Source organism: Pseudoalteromonas sp. APAL1, from assembly GCF_021532475.1.
Lineage (GTDB): Bacteria > Pseudomonadota > Gammaproteobacteria > Enterobacterales > Alteromonadaceae > Pseudoalteromonas > Pseudoalteromonas lipolytica_C.
In genome coordinates, this window is sequence record NZ_JAKGAW010000010.1 from 84,424 (window position 1) to 102,545 (window position 18,122).

20 protein-coding genes are annotated in these 18,122 nt (G+C 41.0%); 14 read left to right on the top strand and 6 right to left on the bottom strand.

The genetic code is table 11. From position 1 onward, the window contains the following. Positions 1–4: 4 nt before the first annotated feature. Genes trpD through trpA form a run of 4 tightly spaced genes read left to right on the top strand, consistent with a single transcriptional unit; the run spans position 5 to position 4,382 of the window. Positions 5–1,024 carry an anthranilate phosphoribosyltransferase gene (gene trpD, locus L1264_RS07155; protein ID WP_235403840.1) on the top strand — a complete coding sequence of 340 codons (1,020 nt, stop codon included), beginning with the start codon at positions 5–7 and terminating at the stop codon, positions 1,022–1,024. After that, positions 1,017–2,381, top strand: a complete 1,365-nt coding sequence (trpCF, locus tag L1264_RS07160) for a bifunctional indole-3-glycerol-phosphate synthase TrpC/phosphoribosylanthranilate isomerase TrpF (protein WP_199526205.1) — start codon at positions 1,017–1,019, stop codon at positions 2,379–2,381. The genes trpD and trpCF overlap by 8 nt, the downstream gene beginning before the upstream one ends. Positions 2,382–2,388: 7 nt before the next feature. Further along, the gene (gene trpB / locus L1264_RS07165; RefSeq protein ID WP_135925232.1) at positions 2,389–3,573 is read left to right on the top strand and encodes a tryptophan synthase subunit beta; all 1,185 of its coding nucleotides are present in this window, start codon (positions 2,389–2,391) and stop codon (positions 3,571–3,573) included. Then, the gene (gene trpA, locus L1264_RS07170) at positions 3,570–4,382 is read left to right on the top strand and encodes a tryptophan synthase subunit alpha (protein WP_199526206.1); all 813 of its coding nucleotides are present in this window, start codon (positions 3,570–3,572) and stop codon (positions 4,380–4,382) included. Before trpB ends, trpA begins: the two co-directional genes overlap by 4 nt. A gap of 59 nt (positions 4,383–4,441) precedes the next feature. Here trpA and L1264_RS07175 read toward each other — a convergent pair whose 3' ends face one another. Both L1264_RS07175 and L1264_RS07180 read right to left on the bottom strand, forming a co-directional pair. Then, positions 4,442–5,014: a type 1 glutamine amidotransferase domain-containing protein gene (locus tag L1264_RS07175; protein ID WP_199526207.1), complete on the bottom strand. Its 573-nt coding sequence runs from the start codon at positions 5,012–5,014 to the stop codon at positions 4,442–4,444. Positions 5,015–5,150: 136 nt separating this feature from the next. After that, positions 5,151–5,420, bottom strand: coding sequence for an HU family DNA-binding protein (locus L1264_RS07180; protein WP_130051777.1), 270 nt, complete (start codon positions 5,418–5,420; stop codon positions 5,151–5,153). 193 nt (positions 5,421–5,613) lie between these two features. Here L1264_RS07180 and L1264_RS07185 point away from each other — a divergent pair, with 193 nt between their 5' ends. Together L1264_RS07185 and L1264_RS07190 are read left to right on the top strand one after the other, a co-directional pair. After that, positions 5,614–6,201 (top strand): inner membrane-spanning protein YciB, encoded by a 588-nt coding sequence (locus L1264_RS07185; protein ID WP_199526208.1) that lies wholly within the window; start codon positions 5,614–5,616, stop codon positions 6,199–6,201. 58 nt (positions 6,202–6,259) lie between these two features. After that, on the top strand, positions 6,260–6,898 hold the full coding sequence (locus tag L1264_RS07190; protein ID WP_135925241.1) for a CPBP family glutamic-type intramembrane protease: 639 nt from the start codon (positions 6,260–6,262) through the stop codon (positions 6,896–6,898). A 48-nt stretch (positions 6,899–6,946) separates the two neighbouring features. On the opposite strand, the gene L1264_RS07195 is transcribed toward L1264_RS07190, so the two are convergent. Next, positions 6,947–8,371: a sodium-dependent transporter gene (locus L1264_RS07195; RefSeq protein ID WP_235403841.1), complete on the bottom strand. Its 1,425-nt coding sequence runs from the start codon at positions 8,369–8,371 to the stop codon at positions 6,947–6,949. 198 nt (positions 8,372–8,569) lie between these two features. Between L1264_RS07195 and L1264_RS07200 the strand changes: the two genes are divergently transcribed. The 5 genes from L1264_RS07200 to L1264_RS07220 all read left to right on the top strand — a co-directional run bounded on the left by L1264_RS07200 (position 8,570) and on the right by L1264_RS07220 (position 11,686). Next, complete coding sequence (locus L1264_RS07200) at positions 8,570–8,869, top strand: YciI family protein (RefSeq protein WP_135925245.1); 300 nt, start codon at positions 8,570–8,572, stop codon at positions 8,867–8,869. A 151-nt stretch (positions 8,870–9,020) separates the two neighbouring features. Beyond that, on the top strand, positions 9,021–9,272 hold the full coding sequence (locus L1264_RS07205) for a PepSY domain-containing protein (protein WP_138557333.1): 252 nt from the start codon (positions 9,021–9,023) through the stop codon (positions 9,270–9,272). 2 nt (positions 9,273–9,274) lie between these two features. Further along, positions 9,275–9,949 carry a response regulator transcription factor gene (locus L1264_RS07210; protein ID WP_054552907.1) on the top strand — a complete coding sequence of 225 codons (675 nt, stop codon included), beginning with the start codon at positions 9,275–9,277 and terminating at the stop codon, positions 9,947–9,949. Then, positions 9,943–11,280 (top strand): ATP-binding protein, encoded by a 1,338-nt coding sequence (locus L1264_RS07215; protein WP_135925250.1) that lies wholly within the window; start codon positions 9,943–9,945, stop codon positions 11,278–11,280. The genes L1264_RS07210 and L1264_RS07215 overlap by 7 nt, the downstream gene beginning before the upstream one ends. Then, the gene (locus L1264_RS07220; RefSeq protein ID WP_135925252.1) at positions 11,267–11,686 is read left to right on the top strand and encodes a hypothetical protein; all 420 of its coding nucleotides are present in this window, start codon (positions 11,267–11,269) and stop codon (positions 11,684–11,686) included. Before L1264_RS07215 ends, L1264_RS07220 begins: the two co-directional genes overlap by 14 nt. Before the next feature lie 50 nt (positions 11,687–11,736). Here the strand turns inward: L1264_RS07220 and L1264_RS07225 are convergent, their stop codons facing one another. Continuing rightward, the gene (locus tag L1264_RS07225; protein ID WP_135925254.1) at positions 11,737–12,774 is read right to left on the bottom strand and encodes an AI-2E family transporter; all 1,038 of its coding nucleotides are present in this window, start codon (positions 12,772–12,774) and stop codon (positions 11,737–11,739) included. 144 nt (positions 12,775–12,918) lie between these two features. Here L1264_RS07225 and L1264_RS07230 point away from each other — a divergent pair, with 144 nt between their 5' ends. The 3 genes from L1264_RS07230 (at position 12,919) to L1264_RS07240 (ending at position 15,084) form a co-directional block, all read left to right on the top strand. After that, a complete protein-coding gene (locus L1264_RS07230) occupies positions 12,919–13,512 on the top strand; it encodes a hypothetical protein (RefSeq protein WP_135925257.1) in 594 nt (197 codons plus the stop codon). A gap of 64 nt (positions 13,513–13,576) precedes the next feature. Beyond that, on the top strand, positions 13,577–14,482 hold the full coding sequence (locus L1264_RS07235; protein ID WP_235403842.1) for a M14 family metallopeptidase: 906 nt from the start codon (positions 13,577–13,579) through the stop codon (positions 14,480–14,482). Positions 14,483–14,667: 185 nt separating this feature from the next. Next, positions 14,668–15,084: a hypothetical protein gene (locus L1264_RS07240; protein ID WP_135925261.1), complete on the top strand. Its 417-nt coding sequence runs from the start codon at positions 14,668–14,670 to the stop codon at positions 15,082–15,084. A gap of 30 nt (positions 15,085–15,114) precedes the next feature. Here L1264_RS07240 and ccoG read toward each other — a convergent pair whose 3' ends face one another. Then, entirely contained in the window at positions 15,115–16,497 is a 1,383-nt protein-coding gene (gene ccoG, locus L1264_RS07245; RefSeq protein WP_235403844.1) for a cytochrome c oxidase accessory protein CcoG, read from the bottom strand. 140 nt (positions 16,498–16,637) lie between these two features. Beyond that, the gene (locus L1264_RS07250) at positions 16,638–18,056 is read right to left on the bottom strand and encodes a sigma-54 interaction domain-containing protein (protein WP_199526212.1); all 1,419 of its coding nucleotides are present in this window, start codon (positions 18,054–18,056) and stop codon (positions 16,638–16,640) included. Positions 18,057–18,122: the final 66 nt, after the last annotated feature.

Below are 18,122 nucleotides of genomic sequence, written 5' to 3' on the forward strand. Positions count from 1 at the left end.
TAACATGGAAGCAACAACTCAAACCCAGTTAAACCAATTATTAGCAAAGCAAGATTTATCGTTTTCGCAAGCAACTGCATTGTTTGATGCCATCATGAATGGCCAGCTTAATGATATTGAATTAACTGCTGCACTTATCGCCCTAAAACTAAAAGGCGAAACAAGTGATGAAATCGCCGGTGCGGCAGCATCAATGCGCGCCAATGCAGTGCCATTTAAAACCAGCAAAACCTTGCTTGCAGATAGCTGTGGTACCGGTGGCGATGGCTCAAACACCATTAATATTAGTACCACTGCTGCTATTGTAGCCGCCGCTGCGGGCATCAACATGGTCAAGCATGGTAATCGCAGTGTATCGAGTAATTCTGGCTCAGCGGATTTACTAAAAGCCTTGGGTATCAATATCGATATGAGCCCTGAGCAAGCGGCCTATTGTTTAGAAAATACGGGGTTTGCATTTTTATTTGCACCGCATTATCACAGTGGTGTACGCCATGCGATGGGCGTGCGAACAGCCCTTAAAAGCCGCACAATTTTTAATATTTTAGGGCCGCTGGCAAACCCTGCGGCCCCTGAGGTGCAATTGCTTGGTGTTTATGACCCTTCGCTGTGTTTACCAATGGCCGAAACTTTAAAAACCCTTGGCACAAAACGCGCCATGGTGGTTCATGGTGCAGGCACTGACGAAATTGCCTTGCACGGGACAACCAAAGTGGTTGAGCTAAATAACGGTGAACTGAGCGAATACACGCTAACAGCGAGCGATTTTGGTCTTGCAAACTATTCACTTGAACAACTTGCAGGCCAAGGGCCAGAATATAACGCAAAAGCAAGCTTAGCGATTTTACAAGGTCAAGGTGAAATGGCGCATAACGCAGCCATTATAGCCAACGTTGCCGCCCTTCTTTATTTAACCGATAAAGCAAGTGATTTAAAAGCAGCCGCAGATCAAGTAAGCGAATTATTAGCATCAGGTAAAGCGATAGACACATTGAACGCAATTATTGAGGTAAGTCATGGCTAACGTGTTAGACAAAATTGTTGCCGACAAACGCATTGAATTAGAACAAAGAAAAGCACAGCGCCCGCTTGAGTCATTCATTGGCGATGTTGTGCCAACCAAGCGAGACTTTGAAGCGGCGTTAGCAGCAACAGGCACACAATTTATTTTAGAGTGTAAAAAGGCCTCACCGTCAAAAGGGCTTATTCGCGAACCATTCAATTTAGACGAAATTACATCGGTTTATAAAAAATACGCAACTTGTATGAGCGTATTAACTGACGAAAAATATTTCCAAGGTAGCTATCAGTACCTCGAATACGTGCGCAGCCAAGTGGAGCAGCCGCTTATTTGTAAAGACTTCTTTATTGATGAGTACCAAGTTTACTTAGCACGTTTATCTGGTGGTGATGCCATTTTATTAATGCTCTCAGTCCTTGATGACGAGCAATATTTAGCGCTTCACAAAGTGGCTGACTCTTTAAACATGTCGGTACTAACAGAAGTCAGTAATGAGCAAGAAGTAAGTCGTGCACTTGCACTTAATGCCAGCCTAATTGGTATTAATAACCGCGACCTTCGTGATTTAAGTACTGATCTTGCAACAACAGAGCGCTTACGTCAGCTTATCCCAAATGACAAAGTGGTTATTTCAGAGTCGGGCATTTATACCCATAAAGATGTAAAACGCCTTGCGCCACTGTGCGATGGCTTTTTAATTGGCAGCTCACTAATGGCTGAGCGCGACTTAGAAGCCGCATGTCGTAAAGTCATTTTAGGTGAAAACAAAGTGTGCGGTTTAACTCGTTCACAAGATGCGATGGCAGCCTATGCTAGTGGTGCTGTGTATGGTGGCTTAATTTTTTATCCTAAGTCACCGCGCTATGTCGATATCGACTGCGCCAAGCAAGTTACGCAAAGTGCCCCACTCGCGTATGTAGGTGTGTTTGTCAATGCGCCTCTTGAACAAGTGATCGATTATGCTCAAAGCTTGAAACTAGCTGCAGTGCAATTACATGGTGACGAGAATAGCGAGTATATTCAAAGTCTCAGAAAGCAATTACCGCTTGGCTGTGAAATTTGGAAAGCCCAAGCCGTTAAAGGCGAATTACCTAAACCGCTTGAAGGGGTTGACCGCCATTTATACGATACTTACAGCAAAAACCAAAAAGGCGGCACAGGCGAAGCATTTGATTGGTCTGTATTAGAGACAGCAACAGTACCTTTTATGTTAGCCGGTGGTTTGAATCCAGAGAATATTCATGCAGCGCTTTATCGCGGTGCTAATGGCCTTGACCTAAATTCTGGCGTTGAAACGTCAGCGGGCAAAAAGTGCCAAACAAAATTACAAAATGCGTTTTCGCATATCAGAAATTATTGAGGTTAGAATGCAAAATCCAGCTTATTTCGGTGAATTCGGTGGTATGTTTGTACCACAGCTGCTTGTGCCAGCACTCAAGCAACTAGAAGCAGAGTTTAATAAATCACAAAACGATCCAGCTTTTCAGGCTGAGTTTGAAAAACTATTAAATGAATACGCAGGTCGTCCTACGCCATTAACTCTGACACGTAACTTAGTTAAAAATCCTAAGGTAAAACTGTATTTAAAGCGTGAAGATTTACTCCATGGTGGTGCGCACAAAACCAACCAAGTACTTGGTCAGGCATTGCTCACCAAGCGTATGGGTAAAAAAGAAGTCATTGCAGAAACAGGTGCCGGCCAACACGGTGTTGCAACGGCCCTTGCGTGTGCCCTACTTGGCTTAAAATGCCGTGTTTACATGGGTGCAAAAGACGTTGAACGTCAGCAACCAAACGTATTTCGTATGAAACTAATGGGTGCAGAGGTTATTCCTGTCACAGCGGGCTCTGGTACTTTAAAAGACGCAGTAAACGAAGCATTGCGTGACTGGTCAGCAAATTATAAAGATGCTCACTATTTACTAGGCACTGCAGCAGGCCCTCACCCATTCCCAACCATGGTGCGTGAGTTCCAAAAAATGATTGGTGAAGAAGCAAAACAACAAGTGCTTAAAGCTGAAGGGCGCTTACCGGATGCGGTGCTGGCTTGTGTAGGTGGTGGTTCTAACGCCATTGGTATGTTCACAGACTTTATTGATGAGCCAAGCGTAAAACTAATTGGTGTAGAACCCGCTGGTAAAGGCTTAGATACCCATCAACACGGTGCTACGCTATGTAAAGGCACAAAAGGCATTTTACACGGTACCTATACTTATATTATGCAAAATGACGATGGCCAAATTGAAGAGTCTTATTCTGTATCAGCAGGTCTTGATTACCCAGCTGTAGGCCCACAACATGCTCATTTACATGAAACTGGCCGTGCAGAGTACGTTGGTATTAGCGATACTGAAGCGCTTGAAGCGTTCCAACTACTGGCTAAAAACGAAGGGATTATTCCAGCGCTTGAATCAAGCCATGCCCTTGCATACGCCCTTAAATATGCCGAACAACAAACCGAAGACACTATTTTAGTAGTAAACCTAAGTGGCCGAGGCGATAAAGATTTGGCTCACGTACACAGTGTTTTATCAGAAGGAGGCGCGCTATGAGCCAGACTAACCGTTACGGACAAATGTTCGCCACATTAAATGAAACGAATCAAGGTGCCTTTGTACCGTTTGTTACTATTGGTGATCCTAATAAAGCACTCAGTGTTGAAATCATTAAAAGCTTAATTGATGGCGGTGCTGATGCCCTTGAGCTTGGTATTCCGTTTTCAGATCCGATTGCAGATGGCCCGGTGATCCAAGCTGCCAACATTCGTGCGCTTGATGAAAACATTAATACCCAAGATTGCTTTGATATCATCAAACAAGTGCGCCAGTACAATGCCGATATTCCAATTGGCCTGTTATTGTATTCAAACCTTGTGTTTAAGCGTGGCCTTGAAAAGTTCTATCAAGATGCTAAAGAAGCAGGCGTTGATTCAATTTTAGTGGCTGACGTACCGCTGCATGAGTCAAAGCTATTTCGCCAAACAGCAATGAAAAATGGTATTGATCCAATTTTTATTGCGACACCTAATGCAGATGATGACACTCTTCGAGAATGTGCTTCATATGGTCGTGGTTATACATACCTTCTTTCACGCGCAGGTGTAACAGGCACAGAAACCAAGGCACAAATGCCAGCAGATTCATTAGTCAAAAAACTAAAAGATTACCATGCTGCACCGGCATTACTTGGTTTTGGTGTATCAACACCAGAAGATGTTAAATCAGCACTCGATTCAGGGGCTGCTGGTGCGATTTCAGGCTCTGCGGTTGTTAAAATCATCGAGGCGAACCTTGATGACCAAGCAGCAATGCTAACTGGTTTAAAAGAGTTTGTAGCCAGTATGAAAGCCGCTACAAAGTAAGTTGTTTTATTACTTAAAAAGGGCCTTAAAGGCCCTTTTATGTATCTACTCATTAATTATTAATGGTGGCGGTGCACACCCTCTTTAATCTCTTCGATAAACTTACGATTAAAAGCCTCTAAGTCGGCTGGGCTTCGGCTTGTGACTATGCCATCATCAACACACACCTCTTGATCAACCCAATTAGCTCCTGCATTGATTAAATCCGTTTTAATACTTGGGTATGACGTTACTTTGCGGTCACGTAGTTTGTTAATTTCGGCTAGTAACCATGGGCCGTGGCAAATCGCAGCGATAGGCTTGTTTTTGCCTGCACTGAAAAAGCCATCAACAAAGGCTTTAGCTTCACTGTTTTGGCGTAAAGTATCTGGATTAAATAAACCGCCCGGTAATAATAGAGCATCATATTCACTTGAATCTGTCTCACTGACGATGCGGTCAACGCTTACACGTTTTCCCCATTGATTTTCATCCCAACCAGTAATGTCATCTCTTTCAAGCGAAACAACTTCGACTTCAGCTCCTGCTTCAAGCAACGCACTGCGCGGTGATAGCAGCTCACTCTGCTCAAAACCATTTGTTGCTAATATCGCTACTTTCTTACCGTTTAGTTGGGTATTTAGATTTGACATGCTATCTCCTTATTTGTGAAAACTCACACTAATACAGCAGACACCATGCCAAACATAACCAACTGAAAATATTGAATTTATTAAAAATTCAAAGCGACACACCCTGTAAAAGCTACAAGACCTTTGCAAATCCTGCTTATAGGGCGTCTTTTAGGGCTTTTGCAGGTTTAAAAACAGGTTTGTTGGCGCCTTCAATTTCAATTTCTTCACCAGTTTGCGGGTTGCGCCCTTTTCGGGCAGGGTAATAACTCAAGGCAAACGTACCAAAGCCATTAATTTGCACTTGGTCACCCTCAGAAAGAGACTTTTCGATAGCATTTAACATGCTAGTCAGAGCAGCTTGTGTGTCTTTTTTTGTTAATTCGCTGTGGGCAGCCATTTGAGATACTAGTGCGGCTTTATTCATAAAAATGCTCCAAAATACGCCGCTTAATCATCTGAGGTTAAGCGGAAAAAGATAAGGTAAAACAACCTAAACGCAGGTTTAGGCCAGATTGGCTCGGGAGGCTAAGCTTTCAGGGCTACTAAGTCAACCTTGTATCTTGCGCAATAACTTGATACAACCCAGTATCATTTTAAATTAGAGCATTTATAAACCTATGCATGCGATTATTGAATACATCCCGCTGATTTTGTTTTTTGCGGTTTTCAAGTTAGTTGATATTTATTGGGCAACAGCCTTGCTGATGCTAACCACCTTAATTCAAGTTGCTTATTATTATTTTAAAGATGGCAAAGTACCAACCCGTCACTGGGTGTTTTTTGCTATAGCGGTGGTATTAGGTACGCTGACCTTAGTATTCCACGACGAGCAGTTTGTAAAATGGAAAGCCACCATTGTTTATGCCATTTTCAGTGTCACTTTGTTAGTAAGCCGCTATGTGCTTGGCAAAAATCTTGTGAAAAAAGCACTTAGCTCAGTTTTAGAAAATGCCTCTGAGAGTAAACAAGAAATTGATGTACCAGAAGCACTATGGAATAAACTTAACCTGTTTTGGGTTGCAGTGACCGCAGGTATCTCTGCGCTAAATATCTACATTGCCTATAACTTCTCGCTCGATTTTTGGGTTAACTTTAAAGTGTTTGGTTTAATGGGTATTACCTTTGTTTGCGTGTTAGCAACGATCATTGCCCTTTTCAAATACTTACCTGAAGATGACGAAAAGAAAGATCCTAAGCAATCTTAATGTCATAAATCTGTCGTCTTAGCTTGTTAGCGTAAATAAAAAACACGCTGAGACGACATTGAACGCTAACCAATACCGCTGGTTTGAATTTACCCTCATATTTGTTTGTTTACCGCTATTAGGCTTTTTTCTGCGTGCCTATCTCGCGAACTGGCTTATTCCTGCACTTATTATTTTAATGACTGTTTGCGGCATGTTGCTGTTATCAGACCCCCATTTTAAGCGTTTTCGTTTAACTAGCCTTGGGCAATTTAGTGCGGTAAAACGTCGCTTATTTAGTTTTTTCTTTTTAGGAGCGCTATTCTCAGGGATGTTTTACGGCATCATGAATCAAGAAAACTGGTTTTCACTGCCAAGAAATTCATTTAACGATTGGCTAATGTTGCTATTGCTCTACCCCATTTTATCGGTGATGCCGCAAGAGCTTATTTTTAGAACCTACTTTTTTCACCGCTATAAACGGATTATGCCAAGTAAAACCGTGCGTATCATCGTCAGTGCATCGGTGTTTGCGTTGGCTCACATTGTCTATGCGAATGTACTCGCCGTACTTCTAGCATTTTTAGGTGGACTGCTGTTCTCTTACACCTATGCGCAAAGCCGTTCTACCTTCGTGTGTGTTATAGAGCACAGCTTATGGGGGTTATGGATGTTTACGCTTGGCTTGGGTGATGTGCTTGATGCCGGAGCATTCTAGGGCTATAAAAAAGCCGCGCAAGTGCGCGGCTAAGTATTGAGCTGGTTTTTAAAATCCGAAAATACTAAATGCAAAAAACTTTGTTGCGACCGTATTTACAAAGATAAGTAATAAAATTGCCGGAATAAACGTTGATAGCGAAAAGTTCACATACTTCTCTGTAAAACTACCGATATAGCCTTCAGAGCCTTGGCTTAACTCTTCAGAAAGGTTCGCTTTTTTCCAACGATACATTACGAATAAACACACCATTAAACCATTAAGAGGTAAAATCGTGTCGTAAAACACATCATAAACAATATCGAATAAGCTCTTATCTGCCCCGCCGTAACTAACAAAATTTGTTAATGATTCAACCATACCAAACGACATTGTACACAGCACAGTTAAAACACCGGTTGATAGAGTTAAAATAGCTAACGCTTTTTTACGGCTAATGCCTTTGCGATCACTTAATGAAGCTGTCGGTACCTCAACAATCGATACAAGCGATGTAATTGCAGCAAAAAAGACTAATAAGAAGAATACAAACGCTACAACTGATGCACCCACGTAACCAATATCAGCTTGAAGCGCTAATAAAATTTTCGGTAAGTATACAAAAATCATCGACACTGATGAGTCAGATAACGTACTTGGATCTGTATTCGGGTTAAAACTAAAAATAGCCGGTAACACCATAAGACCCGCAATAAAGGCAACAAGAGAGTCTGTTACAGCAACCATTTTAGCACTGCCAACAATATCGTCTTTCTTAGAGATATAAGATGCATAGGTCATTAAAATACCCATACCCAGTGACAATGAGAAAAACGCTTGAGCTAATGCACCATTTAAAACGCTCGCATCCATTTTACTGAAATCAGGAACGATGTAGTACTTCACACCTGCCATGACATTATCCAGTGTTAAAACGTAAACAACCAGCGCAGTGAGTAGTACAAATAAAGCTGGCATCATAAACTTAGCCGCTTTCTCGATACCTTCTTTTACACCACCAACCAGAATCAAGTTAACAATGATTGCAACCACGGCCATATAGCCAAACACTGTGTAGCTATTGATAAAAGTGCCAAAATTATCAGGCTGTGCTAAGGCATCTAGATTACCGAATGCAGTTTGCGATAAATAACCGAAAATCCATACGGTGATCACCATGTAAAAAACGGCAATCATAAACGGCGTTAATACCGCTAAAAAGCCAGCAAAGTTCCATTTTGGATCATTACCCGCTAAGATTTTGTATGAACCAAGCGGATCTTTCTGTGCTTTTCGGCCCATCGCCATTTCGGCCATCATCACAGGCAAACAGATAAAAATCACAAACAGTGCATAAACTAAAAGAAAAGCACCACCACCGTTTTTTGTAGCTGAAACAGGAAAACCTACTAAGTTTCCGATACCTACAGCAGAACCGGCTGCCGCTAAAATAAAACCGAGGCGGGAGCTAAAGTGCTCGCGTTTTTCGCTCATTTAAAAACCTTATTATTATTTTCTCAACCCAGCGACTCTACCAGTGTTACACCGCGTATTTCAAGCTTTATAAGTGAAAGCTATAAGCAAAGCTGTAAAGATTATTTAGCGACTGAACACATATGTATGACACAATAATCTCTCGTCTATTGCTAACAATATGCTACTATTTTCTAAAAATAACATTGAGAACTCACTATGCTGTATATGATTTATTCAACTGATGTTGAAAATAGTTTAGAAGCCCGCAAATCTGCACGCCCAGCTCACTTAGCTCGCCTTCAAGAGTTAGACGATCAAAATCGTTTATTCACAGCAGGCCCTCTTCCTGCAATTGATAGCGAAGACCCAGCTGAGGCTGGTTTTACAGGCTCATTGGTGGTCGCGCAATTTGATTCATTAGAAGCAGCACGCGAATGGGCAGCAAACGACCCTTATATTGCTGCAGGTGTTTATGACAACTCAGTAGTAAAACCATTTAAAAAGGTGTTTGGTTAAAGCCTGAACTCAACTGAATCAATAATTCAGTGTTTGTTCACGGCTTATTAACTAAGATCTGGCTATCAAATTACAGAATTTAACGTAATTACTTGAATTTTAGTTAATTGGTTAATTAAACTAAATGGGTCTGGTTTAGGAGTTCCCCGTCATGCGCATATTATTAGCCTTCAGTTTTAGTCTTTTATTTGCATTATCAAGCTTTCATGCTGATGCCAATAAAAACCAAGCACCTGAGGTGACTAAAAAACAAGCTGTGATGATTGCCAAAAAATCTGAAGATGGTCGAACCCTAAAAATCACAGAGCAAGACAAAGTATTTACCGTAAGAATTTTAAAAACGAACGGCCATGTGGTTGACGTCCATGTGAACAAAAAGACTGGCGAAGTGAAAAAGGATTAAGAATGCGAATTTTAGTTATTGAAGATGATTTACACTTAGCAGATAACCTTCGTAATGCTCTAGAAAAAGAGCGTTATAGCGTTGACCTTTGTCACGATGGTGAAGCTGGTTTATTCCACATTACTGAGTACCCGCTTGATATGGCGGTGGTAGACTTAGGCCTTCCAAAAGTAGACGGCATCGAATTAATTACCAAAGCTCGCGCTCAAGGCATTACCATCCCTATTTTGATTTTAACGGCGCGTGACCGTTGGCAAGATAAAGTAGAAGGCCTCGATGCAGGTGCTGATGATTACCTTACAAAACCGTTTCATGTTGAAGAGCTAATTGCCCGCTGTAATGCCCTTATCCGTAGAAGTGCAGGTAAAGCAAATCCAGAAATGACAGCTGGTCCTATCAAAATTCATACTCGCTCACAGCAAGTGTGGGTTAACGATAAAGAACTTAGCTTAACTGCATACGAATACAAAGTGTTAGAATACCTCATGGTTAACCCTCAAAAGGTAATTTCTAAATCTGAGCTAACAGAGCACATTTACGATCAAGACTTCGACCTTGATTCAAACGTAATCGAAGTATTCGTATTGCGTTTACGTAAAAAGCTTGACCCTGATGGCACCCTTAACCCAGTTGAAACATTACGCGGCCGTGGTTATAGGCTTAAAAGTCAGTGGTAGCATCGCAAATACCGCTTAAAGTAAGGCAAGGATTTATCCTTGTCTTTGTTTTATTAGTAGCCTTACCAATTCTGTTTTTCTCAATTGGTAAGGCTTATTACGCCTCTTTGGTCGAAGCGACCGAAAAAACCCTTGAAGCTCACTTATATTCATTAATCTCTGAAGTCGATTTCACTGAACGCGGCATTGTTATGCCAAGTACCATCTTAACTCCAGAGCTAAATAGATTAAACTCAGATACCTATGCGATGATTTATCGCGGCGACTTACCTGTTTGGTATTCTGAATCAGCCACCAACATCAACTTTATTCCTGATAACTTTGAAGCTCCAGCAGGCTCTGCTGATTTTCGCCGTGTTGAATACAACAATACCGTGTACTGGCAGTTAACACTTACCGTTATCTTAGAAAACATTGATCAATCAGAGCATGCACGTTTTATCTTATTAAAACGTAATGATGCTCTACTTAGGCTGATGGATGGCTTTAAACAAACACTGGTTAATTGGATGTATGTGATGGGTGTGGCCATTGCTGCACTGATGGCAATTGGTTTTGTGTGGAGCGCAAGACCACTGCAGCGTCTCGATAAAGAAATTAAAGCCATTGAATCGGGCGATAACCAGCAAATAAAAGGTCTTTACCCGGTTGAGTTGCAAACTATTAAAGCCGATTTAAACTTATTGCTTGAATCGCAGCAGCGCCAAAAAGAGCGTTACCGCGCATCATTAAGCGATCTTGCTCATGCATTAAAAACGCCATTGGCAGTGCTTAAGTCAAGCCCATTGGCCAATGATGCTGATGCACAAGAGCAATTGGATCGTATTAATGTGATGATCGAACATCAATTAAAACGTGCCGCTACGGGTGCCTCTGATACATGGAAAAAGCAAACCCATATTAAGCCGGTTATCGAGTCAATTTTAAGTGCAATGAGTAAAGTGTATCGCGATAAAGATATTATTTTCACTTCTGAGGTCAGTGAAAAAGATTATTTTTTAGGTGATAAAACAGATTTAATGGAACTGCTTGGTAATTTAATCGATAATGCTTGTAAAGCTTGCCGTTCGCAGGTCGATATAAAGGTTAAGCAAAATAAGCAATTAACTCTCAGCATTTGTGATGATGGACCAGGTGTCCCAGAGCAAAAACGTGAATCGCTACTAACCCGCGGCACCCGACTCGATACATATGAGAGTGGGCATGGTGTTGGTATGGCCATCGTATCAGATTTAGTAAACTCATATAATGGCACATTGACTATCCGAGATGCAGAAAAACTGGGTGGTGCTGAGTTTATATTAGAGTTTAATTATCATGATAAAAAATAAACAATTCACTATAACACTCACTTTGTGCGCTGCTCTTGTAACACTGGCATCACAGGCTTCACAAGCACCACATGATTGCCAGTTAACAAGCAACAATACCGAAGAAACTAAGCGTTATATTCAATGTCTTGACCAAGTGATTAGCGATTTGCAACGCGATCAAAAAATGTGGGTAAATAAACTCACTATGGATATTGAAAAAATCAAAGAAGACACGGGAAATAGTCAATTACTGCCTATCTTTAAAAGAAGCTTAGTGAATCAAGAGCGCTATCTAGAAGACAGCTGTCGTTGGCGATACTTAAATGAAATGCCAAACGCAACCAAAGCAGCCATTACCTATAAGCTTTGTGAAATAAATATCCTTGGTAATCACTTAAATATTCTAAAACAACCTCTTAAATAAAAGGCGCGTTAGCGCCTTATTATTTAAATTTTGCTTAATCAAGCAAATTGCTATTGATCTATTGTTAACTCTTCACCGTTACCAAGTAAAGTTGCAAGCCACCGCCCTTCTTGGCTGGTTTCTAGAGCAATTTTTACTATCATGGTCAGTGGAACTGACAGCAACATACCTACTGTTCCCATCAACCAGCCCCAAAAAATTAACGATAAAAAAACCACCAGCGTTGATAAACCTAAGCCTTTGCCCATGAACTTTGGCTCGACGATATTACCCATCACTGTATTAATCACTAAATAGCCACCTGCAATGATCCCTGCAACTAGCGGCCCTTGCGTTATCAAAGCAAGTAATACAGGAGGTACCGCTGCAATGATAGAGCCAATATTAGGAATGTAGTTAAGCATAAAAGCAACAACACCCCACAATACAAAATAATCAACGTCCAGTGCCCAAAGCATAAACCCAGCTAAAAGACCTGTCGCCAAGCTAACCATGGTTTTTATTGCGAGGTAAGAGTTTATTGACCCTAGAAAGCGATCAATTTGTTGCATTTTCATTTCTGGGTCATCGAGTGCTAAATGAATTTTTTTATTCAGCATCGGCCCTTCAAACAGCATAAACACCACGGTTAATATAATTAGGAACAGGTTGGCCATTACTCCCCCTAATCCCGTTAGCATATTTGTTGCAACATCGATCATTTTGCCCGGATCGAATAAAGAAATAATCTGCTCTTTATCAATCAAAATATTATAACTTGCAGCAACATTAACCACCCAAACAAACTCTTCTTTTAGTTGTGTTTTATACTCGGGTAGTTTTTCAGAGAAATCGGTCATCGATTGCCCAACTAAACCGGCAAGGCTAATCCCAACGCCAACAATAATGAGCATTACTAACACCACTGCAACGCCCTTGGGAATTTTATACCCGGCAAAAAAACGTATAAGGGGATTACATATAATGGCAATAAAGGCAGCCAAAACAAAAGGAATAACAATCACACTTGCAGCTTTTATACCTGCTAAAACAATCACTAAAGCCGCAAATATAACTAAACTCTTATTAACACCAGTCAGGCTCGACAAAATAAAATCCTTGTAAACTTTTTCCCATCAGTGTATGTCAAATAAGTAGTAAAAGAAAATCGAAAAACATCTGGCACAATAAATGCTCATAATTCATACAATTTGTGATATTATTGGCCAGTCGTATTGTAAAAGGAGCTAAGGATGGCGCATTTAACAGAACAAGAACTCTCATTTTTTAACCAACTCTTTGAAAATGCAGATGATGGCAGTGATGAAGTCACAAACACCAAAATGTCTGTAAAACTAAACTTACCCGATAAACTCAACGGATTATTAAAGAACGCTAAATTGACCTTACTTGCTGAAGTGGGTGTTTATCAATTATGGTTCCCGCTGGAGTTTGTTAATGATGAAAATGGCCAGGTTATTCCTCTACTCAGTGCTCCTGAGGTTATAGATACGAAAGGCATTGAGCGGAGTTGGCGAGCACCTCATCTAAACCTGCAAACTGACCACTACATTATTCTGTCACTATCAAGTACGGGAGTTTTGTTAAAACCAAAACAAAATAAGCCAGACTTTTCAAAAGAGCTGTTATTAGCATTTGAGCTGCCAAAAAAAGAGCGTATTGTTCTGTCAGCTAAACCTGTTCGCGTTACCAGCAATGGTATTGCAGCAAAGATTATTACGGTACACGAGGGCGAAATTGCTCTTCGTCAATACCTTTTCGAGACTCATAAAAAGCAACATGCCCAGCTATACGAACATGCCAATATAAGCACTGACCTTATCTAGTTGCAGGTAATGCTAAGCTTCGATAAGCTTGGCATTTTGCACCTCAACACAACAAGGTATTTTTATGAGTTACCCAATCGGAACGCCTGGTAAGCCATGGACCGACGCCGACAAAAAAGCGTGGCTTGAATTACAATCAGTAAAACGCAGTTACCGTGAAGATGTTGTCTCACAACTTGATGCTCTGTCTACACTCTTTGAAATTGAGCAGTATGGTGCACTGAGCTATGACAGCGATAAGTATCCTCTTTACATTTTAAAAAGCAAACAATGGCAAGCAGACAAACCAACTGTTTTAGTCACAGGTGGTGTACATGGTTACGAAACAAGCGGTGTGCATGGTGCATTAGCGTTTGCTAAAGACAAGGCCAAAGACTATTTTGCAGAATTTAATATCTTAGTGGCACCGTGTATCAGCCCTTGGGGTTATGAAACAATTAACCGCTGGAACCCAAATGCCACGGATCCAAATCGCTCATTCTATGCAGATAGTCCAGCTGAAGAGTCTGCCGCAATCATGCAATATTTAGCCGACAACGCTATTGCACCCTATGTGCATATTGACCTTCATGAAACAACTGATACTGACAATAGTGAATTTCGCCCTGCTCTGGCAGCACGTGATGCAACGACTCACGATAACTGGAACATTCCAGATGGCTTTTATCTTGTTGCTGATAGCGAACGTCCGCATGATGCATTTCAAACAGCGATTATAAAATCTGTTGAGAAAGTAACCCACATCGCACCAAGTGATGAGAATAACCAGTTGATTGGTGTACCGCAAACTCAATTTGGTGTTATTAATTACCAAGCCAAAAAGCTGGGGTTATGTATGGGCTTAACCGATGCAGAATATGTCACAACAACAGAGGTTTACCCTGACAGCCCACAAGCAAATGATAAAATCTGTATTGATGCACAAGTAGCCTCAATTACTGGTGCTTTGAACTACATTGTTAACAAATAGTTAGCTATACTTTAAATTCAGAGCGACTTATTTATTCGCTCTGAATACAATTACACAAATAAAAACCCCAGCCAAATCCAATTAAAGAAAAAAATATGTTTTTTCTTTTTTACATACTAAATAACTAGACACATACATACAATTGTATAAAATTCGCGCTCTTTTTAATTCAAAAGGGAAGCAAATTGGAATTTAAGAATCACTATGGCAGTGTCAGTATCATCACTGATGGTCCAATTATTATTGGACAATTTTCTGGTAATATTAACGCACGTTTAGTCAATGACTTTGCAGTCGATTTAAAAAAGCATATTACTGCTTTAGCTGGAAAGCCGTGGGCATATATTAGTCATTCTACCCAATTACTTGCTACCACCCCTGATGCAGAACGTGGTTTTACCCAATTATTTCGTGCCCTGCAAGGCACAAACTGTGTAGCAACCGCTTATATGTTTAGCTCATCCATTGTGCTTAACCAAATGAAACGCATCATTGCGCAAGCGCAATCTCCGATTCAAATAATGGACTGTTTATTTGATGATTTAGACAGCGCTAAAGCTTATGTGCAAAAGCAGCTCGAATTTGCAAAGATGGCTTGTTAACTACAAGCCATTTTCACTTTTAGGTCAGGGTCAATCTCGGTAAAACTTAGTTTCTTTGGTAATTGCGATATCAGCATCTTCTAATGCTTGAATGTGAAAACTGATAGGCGTTACCTTTGATTTCAATTCATAGCCATCAGCAACCACAGTAACAGGCACACGCTTCATCTGACCCGCCTCAACTGTAATATTTTCGGGCACCTGTAAGCTTCCTTCTTCAATACCACTGATACCGATTGAATAGCTCAAACTATGCTGTGTTTTGTTGATAATTGATAAGGTATATGGGTTTTCTACTAAGCCTTCAAAATTAACACGATACAGGGCATTACGATCACGAATGACAGAGGCTTCAATAGGTGTACGCATTGCCATCCATACAACCATACCAACAACAAACAACGCCGTTAAACCACCATAGCCAAGCAGTTTTAGTCTAAATGGGTTGGTCGTTTTGCCTTCCATTTGTTTTTCAGAGGCGTACTTGATCAGGCCTTTTTGATAATTGAATTTTTCCATAGTGCTATCACACGCATCGATACATAAGCCGCAGTTTATGCATTCATACTGTAAGCCATTACGAATATCGATACCGGCCGGGCATACTTCCACACATAGGTTACAGTCTACGCAGTCACCTAAACCTAACTCTTTAGGATCGGCTTTACGTTTACGCGCACCACGAGACTCCCCTCGCGCTTGATCGTAGGTAACCACTAACGTGTCTTTATCAAACATCACTGATTGAAAACGTGAATAAGGGCATGCGACAGTACACATTTTTTCGCGTAGAAAGCCCGCATTACCATAGGTACAAAAAGCGAACAGGAATACCCAAAAGCTGACGATCCCAGACATTTCTAGGGTAAATAAACTCATGTAAAGAGACTTAGCAGGGATGAAATAAGCCATAAATGACATAGATGTAAGCAAAGAGAGCAGCAGCCAAACTGTATGCTTAGTGATTTTCTTTTGCCATTTACTTACTGACCAATCAGCTTTATCAAGTTTAATGCGCTGGTTTCGGTTACCTTCGACTTTATGCTCGACCCAAGTAAACATCAGCATCCAAATTGTTTGTGGGCAAGTGTAACCACACCAGACACGTCCTAACCAATTAGTGACGAAGAACAAAGCAAACGCGCCAGTCATAAATAGCATGGCTAAGATCATAAAATCTTGTGGTAACAGCGTTAATCCAAACAGGGTAAATTTTTGGCTCGCTACATCGAGTAATACAGCTTGGCGACCATCATATGGGATCCATGGTATGGCGATAAACGTCAGCATCAGAACCCAGCCTAAGTAACGACGGATACGTTGAAAATGCCCTTTTTGCTCTCGAATATAAATTGGCCCTTCTTGGTTGTAGGGCTTGATGATTAAGTCTTGTTCTTTAATATCAAATTTCATTTTGCTACTTACTTTTGTGTCGGTAATAGCCTGACAGAGCAACTATCAGGCCAACACAAATTAAAATGTAAACCACTGATATTAAATGATTAATTTAATTTTACCGCACCAAAAATCGCGATATATCACGAAAGCGCGCGTTATTTCGCGAAACTGCGTTGTATACCTAACTTTTTCATTTTTGATCTAAGGGTACTCTCAGGAAGACCCAGCAAAGTTGCAGCGCCATTTTCACCTGATATTTGCCCGTTGCATCTCTTAAGTACCTCACAAATATGCTGCTTTTGTACAGCATCAAGGGAAACAACTTGCTCATTCGTTTGCTCGTTATTCAACGGCGCAGAGAGCTGTAATACAGTTTGCTTAGACAAAATAGCTTCACGCTCTAGGATATTTTGTAGTTCACGAATATTGCCTGGCCAATCATAATTAGCCAGTTTAGTGAGTGTAGTTTTGCTAAGCCCCTTTAACTGTTTACCTAAGCGCTTGTTAAGCTGTGTAATTATGTTTGCAGCAAGGAGCGGGATATCTTCTTTTCGCTCACGAAGCGCAGGCACACGAATAGGAAAGACATTTAAGCGATAGTACAAGTCCATTCTAAAGCTACCCTGCTCGACCATTTGCCACAAATTACGATTTGTTGCAGCCAGTACTCGAATATCGACTTTTAAGGTTTGACTGCCACCCACGCGCTCAAACTCTTGTTCTTGCAGCACGCGAAGTAATTTACTTTGTGCTTCTAATGGCAATTCTGCCACTTCATCTAAAAATAATGTGCCTTTATCGGCCAGTTCAAAACGCCCTTTTCTGCGTTCATTAGCACCGGTAAACGCCCCTTTCTCATGACCGAATAATTCAGATTCAATTAAGTTGGCTGAAAACGCCGCGCAGTTTACTTTTATGAAAGGTTGCTCAGCACGATTACTCAAACGGTGAAGGTTTCGTGCCACCAGCTCTTTACCTGTGCCGTTTTCACCTAAAATCAAAACCGTACTATTGGTTTGGCTTACCAGGGTAATTTGCTCGAGCATACTTTGAAACGAATGACTTTGGCCGACCAAACCTGAGTCTTGCCAATCTTCGTTTAACTCTGAAATAAGATAAGCATTCTCAGCTTGTAGCTGTTCAGATAAGTGCTGGACTTGCGCTAAGGCATCACGCAATGCGACTTCTGTTTGCTGCTGTTTTGATACATCGCGAAAAATCGCGACTGCTCCAATTAAGGCCCCATTTTTATAAACGGGTGTAGAAGTATACTCAACAGCAAAATAGCTACCATCTTTACGCCAGAATACTTCATCGTTTACGTGGCGATGTTTACCATCGAACATAGTGCAATATATCTGACATTCATCTGCGGGATATGGTGAGCCGTCTTTACGAGTATGGTGATGATATTGATGTATTTTTTTACCAAGCAGTTCTTCAGCTTTCCAGCCAGTCATGCGCTCAGCAGCAGGGTTTACAAAGACCGCATTGCCCGATAAGTCAAAGCCATAAATCCCTTCGCCAACTGCATTGAGCAATAGCGTGGGGTCGTTTAAAAATTCCTTGATCATAGCAGTCACTCAACTCGCGAAATATCACGAGTAATTATGACAAGGTTAAACTTGCTTAACAAGCAA

What these genes read in the sequence shown, in the direction of transcription:
- L1264_RS07205 (WP_138557333.1), top strand. Translation starts at nt 9,021, where the DNA reads ATGCGCATATTATTAGCCTTCAGTTTTAGTCTTTTATTTGCATTATCA.
- L1264_RS07210 (WP_054552907.1), top strand. Translation starts at nt 9,275, where the DNA reads ATGCGAATTTTAGTTATTGAAGATGATTTACACTTAGCAGATAACCTT.
- L1264_RS07175 (WP_199526207.1), bottom strand. Translation starts at nt 5,014, where the DNA reads ATGTCAAATCTAAATACCCAACTAAACGGTAAGAAAGTAGCGATATTA.
- trpD (WP_235403840.1), top strand. Translation starts at nt 5, where the DNA reads ATGGAAGCAACAACTCAAACCCAGTTAAACCAATTATTAGCAAAGCAA.
- L1264_RS07235 (WP_235403842.1), top strand. Translation starts at nt 13,577, where the DNA reads ATGAGTTACCCAATCGGAACGCCTGGTAAGCCATGGACCGACGCCGAC.
- L1264_RS07195 (WP_235403841.1), bottom strand. Translation starts at nt 8,371, where the DNA reads ATGAGCGAAAAACGCGAGCACTTTAGCTCCCGCCTCGGTTTTATTTTA.
- trpA (WP_199526206.1), top strand. Translation starts at nt 3,570, where the DNA reads ATGAGCCAGACTAACCGTTACGGACAAATGTTCGCCACATTAAATGAA.
- L1264_RS07250 (WP_199526212.1), bottom strand. Translation starts at nt 18,056, where the DNA reads ATGATCAAGGAATTTTTAAACGACCCCACGCTATTGCTCAATGCAGTT.
- L1264_RS07180 (WP_130051777.1), bottom strand. Translation starts at nt 5,420, where the DNA reads ATGAATAAAGCCGCACTAGTATCTCAAATGGCTGCCCACAGCGAATTA.
- ccoG (WP_235403844.1), bottom strand. Translation starts at nt 16,497, where the DNA reads ATGAAATTTGATATTAAAGAACAAGACTTAATCATCAAGCCCTACAAC.
- L1264_RS07200 (WP_135925245.1), top strand. Translation starts at nt 8,570, where the DNA reads ATGCTGTATATGATTTATTCAACTGATGTTGAAAATAGTTTAGAAGCC.
- trpB (WP_135925232.1), top strand. Translation starts at nt 2,389, where the DNA reads ATGCAAAATCCAGCTTATTTCGGTGAATTCGGTGGTATGTTTGTACCA.
- trpCF (WP_199526205.1), top strand. Translation starts at nt 1,017, where the DNA reads ATGGCTAACGTGTTAGACAAAATTGTTGCCGACAAACGCATTGAATTA.
- L1264_RS07220 (WP_135925252.1), top strand. Translation starts at nt 11,267, where the DNA reads ATGATAAAAAATAAACAATTCACTATAACACTCACTTTGTGCGCTGCT.
- L1264_RS07185 (WP_199526208.1), top strand. Translation starts at nt 5,614, where the DNA reads ATGCATGCGATTATTGAATACATCCCGCTGATTTTGTTTTTTGCGGTT.
- L1264_RS07230 (WP_135925257.1), top strand. Translation starts at nt 12,919, where the DNA reads ATGGCGCATTTAACAGAACAAGAACTCTCATTTTTTAACCAACTCTTT.